The following is a 5,747-nucleotide window of genomic DNA, read 5'->3' as shown; positions in this document are numbered from 1 at the left end:
GAGATAATGGTATTGTACGGTCAACGAGTACATCGGTGTTAGCATCTGTAGTGAATTTTATTCCTGAAAAAGCTACTTTGAATGGTAAGCCATTAAAAATAAAAAGACAGGTTTTAAATAATGATGTAAATGAATACTTTCTGATGGGGGGGAGAGTTGATTCTCTGTTGGAGAATTATGAAATAATGGTTAGTAATGCTAGTGGGGTTCAAGTTGGTAAGCGTTTTAGTCTTAACTTTGAACCTTATAAGTATACTTTAGTTGCTGGTCAAAATCTTTATAGTTATCCAAGAGATGAAATTATTACATTTAATGAACCTGAGTATGTTTTCTCTCGAGATCGTGTTGAAAGAAACCATTCTGAAGTTAATATGAAGTCACTTGTTCAAATGGATTCTAATCAAAGTAACATAGACGGGATTTATATTGGAAAAGTCATTGTTGGGCTAAAAACTAATGAAGGTGGTGCCACGACAGGGAAGAAGCGAGTAAATCATTATGTCAATTTGCCAGATAACAGATCCCCCATAACAAATAGTCGGAACTATTTAAGTTACGTTGATGTTTTGGGCACGTCTGATTCTGTTCCTGATATTATTTTAAAAGAGCCGATGGACGGAGGAGAAACATACTTCTCTGTGGTTAGGGTAAAAATTGATACTAATAATGACAAACTTGCTGATGTCTATATCAATGGTCTTCCTGCGAAAAAATATTTTATAGGAGAGGGTGGTTATGTGAGTGTTATATCAGATTTCGATTCTTATCATTATTTGGACCTACCGTTAGAGCTAGGTGATAACGAGGTAAAGATAACCGCACACTCTACTTTAAATGATAACGTGTCTGAAAAAACAGTCGTATTTAAGCGTAAGGCGATGCCGAAACCGGCCTTTGAGATAGGCACTCCTAGGCAAAATGAGTTATTTAAAGTATTTAACGAGGGAGCTAAGCCTGTAACAATAGACGGGATAATAGATGTTTCAATTCCGGTTAATAAGGTACTGGTTGATGGTGTAGAGGTGACTCTTCGCAAGGATGGTAACTTTTTATATACCTCAGAGTATAGAGTTGGTGACCACCAAATCGTAGTGGAAGCCATTAACGACGCAGGGTCAACACAAAAGGTTGTTAACTTTTCCGTTGCTTTTGGCAGTCCAACATTAAAGCTAGACTCACCTAACGAGGCTGAGTTAAATACAATGTCCGAAAAGATATTAATTCACGGCTCGGTGGACGATAAGAATGCCCAACTGACAATCAATGGAACCCCTATTTCGGTCGACTCTCAGGTAGGAGATTTCGAGTTGGAATACTATCTAAACCAAGGGGAAAATATGATACAGATCGTTGCTACGAATAAGTTTGGAGAGAGTAAAAAACTACTAGTAGTCAACAGAGTTGTTGCGGATGAATCCCACCTTGAAGTTAGAATTGATGATCCTGCTCAAAAAGAGTGGCAGTTGAAAACAACAGGTGATGTGATATCACAGTTAAACCGTTATCGAACTTCTTTTATGGACCCACTCCCACATGGGATTCAGGTCAATTTTACTTATAAGAAACTGTTGGGTTCACCTGCAGATACTATAGTGTTTGATTATCACGTGTATGTAGGCCAATCGACACGTCCAGGTATGTATACAATACCCGTAGCAATCGATTTGCTTGATGCTAGTGGTAACACAGTACATACACATTTCTTGAATATCTTTTTGTATGTAGGGATAGCAAGGCTCCAAGTCAGTTTTGACAATCTAAGGCAAGAACAGAAAATAGGTACAAATGAATTTCAAGTACGTGGAAAGGTTAACGATCCGGAGGCTACCTTAGATATTAATGAGCAAAGTGTGGTTCTCACTGAACATGGAGATTTCTCACATACACTATTATTGAGTGAAGGTATTAATCAAATAGTGGTTCGCGCCTCAACGGCTGAGCAACACGTGAATAAAACGATTATTGTAAGTGTTGATACGGATGAGCTCATACTAAATATGCAATCTCCTACTGAACAGGAGGGTTATTCGCAATCAGAAGTGTTATTTAAAGGCAGTATTAGCGACCCTCTGGCATCTGTGATTATTCAAGGGCATCAGGCTACTGTTGATGCTCAAGGAGAGTTCTATAAGCGAATCAAGTTTGCAGAAGGTAAACATCAAGTTTTCATCGATGCGACTAATGGTTATAAATCTGTCCGTAAAAGCGTCAGTTTTGAAGTATTACCTCAGCCACTATCATTTGAAATATTTAGTCCAGTTGAAGGGGCTGAGTTTGACAAAGGGGAGGTAACTATTAATGGTCAAGTGTCTCATGCAGACGCAAAAGTTACAGTCGATGGAAAGCTTGCCGATGTAGATTCTATAGGGGCATTTTCGGTAACTTTAAATTTGGATTCTGGTGAGCACCGTTTGCAAATCAAAGCTGAACGTAATGGCAAACTGGTAGAAAAGTATTTGATGCTAAAAGTTCGTGCGAGTTCTCAATCTGAATATATTGAACTAATACAAGGTGGCGTGAGTGAAGTTATAACTTATGAGGTGCCCTTAACAAGTGAACAAAGAGCATTAGTCAGAAGATATTCATATAGTTTGTCATTAAGACCTTATGGGACAAACTTTCAGATACTTAGAGTCTATGGTACACGCTCAGGAATTGGGTTCGATTATCAATATAGTGCTTCACAGAATGCTGCAATTGATCGATACCCGATTGAGTTAACTTTGACTCTAAAGGATTCATCTAATGCGACGATTAGTTCTGAAATCGTAGATCTTATATTGGTTGTTCAAGACGATAACCCTGAACAGTTAGACCTTGAGATTATTTCTCCAGAGCCAAACTCAATAATTAACTCAAACTCTGTAACTATCATGGGTCGTGTCAATCAAGTAGATGCATTAGTAAGAGTAAATAACGAAAACACAGATATACAAAATGACGGGACTTTCACCAAGCGTTTAGAGCTTAGCGATGGTCAACATCAAATCATGATAGTTGCTGAGTTCGAAGGACAACATCAAAGTAAAATCATTCCGCTCAGTGTAGATGGCAGCACACCTAGGGTTATTGTTAATGTTGCTGCGGGACAGTCCGTTCCTGTTACTGTAAATGTATCGGCCTCTCAAAATGTGATGTCGCAGGTACGAAATTTGTTTAGTCAGTTTTCGAATATGCCTGCTGGTGTGAAAATTGATACTACGGGAGCGTCCTTTGTTGACAGTGAGACAATAAGAATGAGTTATAACTTAACTACGCAAAATCAAATATCTGGGGCAGAAATCAATGTAGTTATCACTTTGAAAGATGGGGCTGATAATGCTCTACTTGACTATCCAGTTATTTTCGAAGTGAACCCAAGATAAAGGAAATGAAATTGGAGCGTCCTTTTAGGAAATTAGCTATAGCGCTGCTCATTGGCTGTGCACTGATTGGTGCCAGCCTACTGGTGCCCTTTAAGATATATTTAACGTCTGATCGGGCTTATTCAGGAGTTTTAGTTGAATTAATAGATAAAGAAGGAAAAGCGATAGACTCATTTATCGTCGACAATCAGTTGCAACTAGATTCGTTTTACTTAGTAAAACTACTTGTAGATGGAGTTTCCTTACACTTGGTTCATCCATTATTAAAAGCCCAAAATATTGAACTAAATTGGGGGCATTTTTATTCAAAAAATCTTAATGTTACTCTAGTGTGTTGGTGCGCAGATAAGAGCTACCCAAAGCAGGAAGATTTGGTTGCAGTGTTTGCGCACTTTGCAGACATCAAGTCGCAGTATATTCCCAAAGTGCCTCAAATGATACGAAGAGAATCGGTTGCTGAACATAGTAAAGCGCTTTATATGCTCGTTGCTGTAGCCAGTGATAGAGTAGGTGAAGGAAGAAAGTTAAATAAGCGCAATGTTAGAGAAAGAAAAAATATAATGGCTGAGGTCATTGATATGATATATATAGATCCGTAATAAGATCTGCTATAAATAAATTCACTCAGAGGTATAGCGATGGCAATCATCCTCAAACGATAGCCATCGTTACTTACTTTATTAAAGTAGTTCTACTTTTATTTCTATCCATGCGGTAGCGCTATTTTCTGCTCCGCCCTTTGATGTAGGGGTGATTTTGAATCCTCCCCAATGATCGGTATATGAATTTCCGATTGTTAGCTCCGAATCGGTTTGGTCGTCACCCCACCAGCCTGGTGTTTTTGACCCTGGAGTCATATCTAAGAGGTAAGAGGTCGTTTTCCAAAAACGTGGATCTTGCTCATTTTCGAAGTAGCCTTCTAAATTGATGAGTATGCCGTTTTTGGTATTTGGATATCGCGCATTTGTGGTTCTATACTCTAACCAATACGTATATAAGCCGTTACCCGATTTTAGCTTTAATCCGATATATCCTTGATCATTGCGCCCGTGGTCAAATGCATAAATGCGATATGTTCCCGATGAGGTAATGAGTGGGACTTCTGATTCGCTTACCCAACCGAAATACTTTTTGTACAGTAAGTTATATTCTTCTAAAGAATGAGCGCCCATTCCCATCATGCTATATACGTTACCATAGTTTAAACTTTCCTTTGCATAATCATGATCGCCAATGACTCTACCAGAGCCAGCTTCTAGCGCTTTAGCATGACGTAGCCCAAGTGCATGTCCTAACTCATGCGCCACCACGCCTGATGTGTGGTGATATAAACTGATTGAAGGAGGAGCTGCGCTGGAATTGAAGTTACCAACTTGAGGGGCAACCATCATTACCACATTACCAGTTCCAGGGTTTTCCGGGTCAACGCCGTTTGCTTTAACATGCTTCTTCCATTCAGCTGTCCAACCGTGAAAGTCACTGTCAAAGTCACTTTTGGGTCGATTAATATTAATTATTGGTACCGATGTATCATATGTGAGGTTAAATTTACCGTAAGATTGGTCCGTGTAATATGTTGCAGCGTCAGCTAAATCACGCTGCATTGAATTCCAGTTAAGTTGCGCATCGCTAAATTGAAATCTAAACACTTTGATGTTGGCATAATTTAAAGGATAACCATCATTATCTCCAGGTGGTGGAGTAGAACCTAAGTTACGGCATGAGGTTGCACCTAAATCAACGACCAATGAGGCACCTTGACTGGCCCCATCTAACGTAATGTAAGTCCAATATTGGTTTAAGTTCTTAAGCACGATACATTCGCTATTACCGTTTCTTTTTGAATTTGGATCGCTACCGTCCAGTTTTGGCCACCCCCCATTTTTTGAATATAAATTAAGATTTCCTGAGCCATGTCCAGTGGTAATTGCCAAACTATTTACACTATTTGTACCTGGAATACTTAAGTAAGTTCGAGCGCCACTCGGAAGGCAAATAGGTTGCTTATTGACAATTTCTCTTCCAGTAAATGGGGCTGAGGATTTACAGGTGTCAGTGAGTTGAGCTGCACTTGCCGGACCTGCCGTTAATAGTAATAGAAGCGCATAACAGCGCGCTCTTCTCAAATATATCTTTTTCACAGTTGTATCCTTATTAAATAAGCTTGCTAATTTACAAGCCTATTTAACATAGGATTAAAGTATACAATATTCAATATAATGTTCTTGTGAGTTGGCGGAAGGTATGGATTTTACAATCGTAACATCCTCAACTAAATTTAGAGAGGGAGGTATTAGGCTCAGGAATCCTTTTGTTTACCAGGTAATTGAATGATGTATATGACTTTTCTGAGGCACCTATTTGTCGTTTTTTGCTTAGCTG

3 protein-coding genes are annotated in these 5,747 nt (G+C 39.0%); 2 read left to right on the top strand and 1 reads right to left on the bottom strand.

Annotated elements, in window-relative coordinates:
• Nucleotides 1-35: 35 nt before the first annotated feature.
• Nucleotides 36-3,365, top strand: a complete 3,330-nt coding sequence (locus L1D50_RS20955) for a hypothetical protein (RefSeq protein WP_239966741.1) — start codon at nucleotides 36-38, stop codon at nucleotides 3,363-3,365.
• A gap of 5 nt (nucleotides 3,366-3,370) precedes the next feature.
• Nucleotides 3,371-3,964, top strand: a complete 594-nt coding sequence (locus L1D50_RS20950) for a hypothetical protein (RefSeq protein WP_128726250.1) — start codon at nucleotides 3,371-3,373, stop codon at nucleotides 3,962-3,964.
• A gap of 81 nt (nucleotides 3,965-4,045) precedes the next feature.
• On the opposite strand, the gene L1D50_RS20945 is transcribed toward L1D50_RS20950, so the two are convergent.
• Nucleotides 4,046-5,506, bottom strand: a complete 1,461-nt coding sequence (locus L1D50_RS20945) for a pre-peptidase C-terminal domain-containing protein (RefSeq protein WP_128726249.1) — start codon at nucleotides 5,504-5,506, stop codon at nucleotides 4,046-4,048.
• Nucleotides 5,507-5,747: the final 241 nt, after the last annotated feature.

The organism is Pseudoalteromonas sp. Isolate6 (assembly GCF_022398435.1).
In the GTDB taxonomy this organism is placed as follows: Bacteria; Pseudomonadota; Gammaproteobacteria; order Enterobacterales; family Alteromonadaceae; genus Pseudoalteromonas; species Pseudoalteromonas galatheae.
Note: the sequence above shows the minus strand (reverse complement) of the source record. Positions and strands in the feature narration are given on the sequence as shown.